The following is a 229-nucleotide window of genomic DNA, read 5'->3' on the forward strand; positions in this document are numbered from 1 at the left end:
TCCATGCACTTTTATCAACGCAAGATGTATGAAAAACCAGCATCTCCAATGCCCAGACTAAGTTTCGTCGTACAAGGCCTTCTATATCGAGTATTACGATATCAGATAATCGCGATATAACTCTGTGAAACTGATTATGTGTAACATTAGGCTTCACTGGACCTAATGCGCGTAAAAGTCTTGATCCGTGCTTAGATGGCAACAATTCCGCTTGGGCGAAAGGGTGGTT

General features: G+C 42.4%; 1 protein-coding gene. It reads right to left on the bottom strand.

All coding sequences use genetic code 11. The features are described 5' to 3' along the window. Nucleotides 1-229 (bottom strand): hypothetical protein (locus CWB76_RS20185; RefSeq protein WP_138609771.1); only part of this gene is annotated, 229 nt, incomplete at both ends.

The sequence above is a fragment of the Pseudoalteromonas sp. S1609 genome (genome assembly GCF_005887255.1).
In the GTDB taxonomy this organism is placed as follows: domain Bacteria; phylum Pseudomonadota; class Gammaproteobacteria; order Enterobacterales; family Alteromonadaceae; genus Pseudoalteromonas.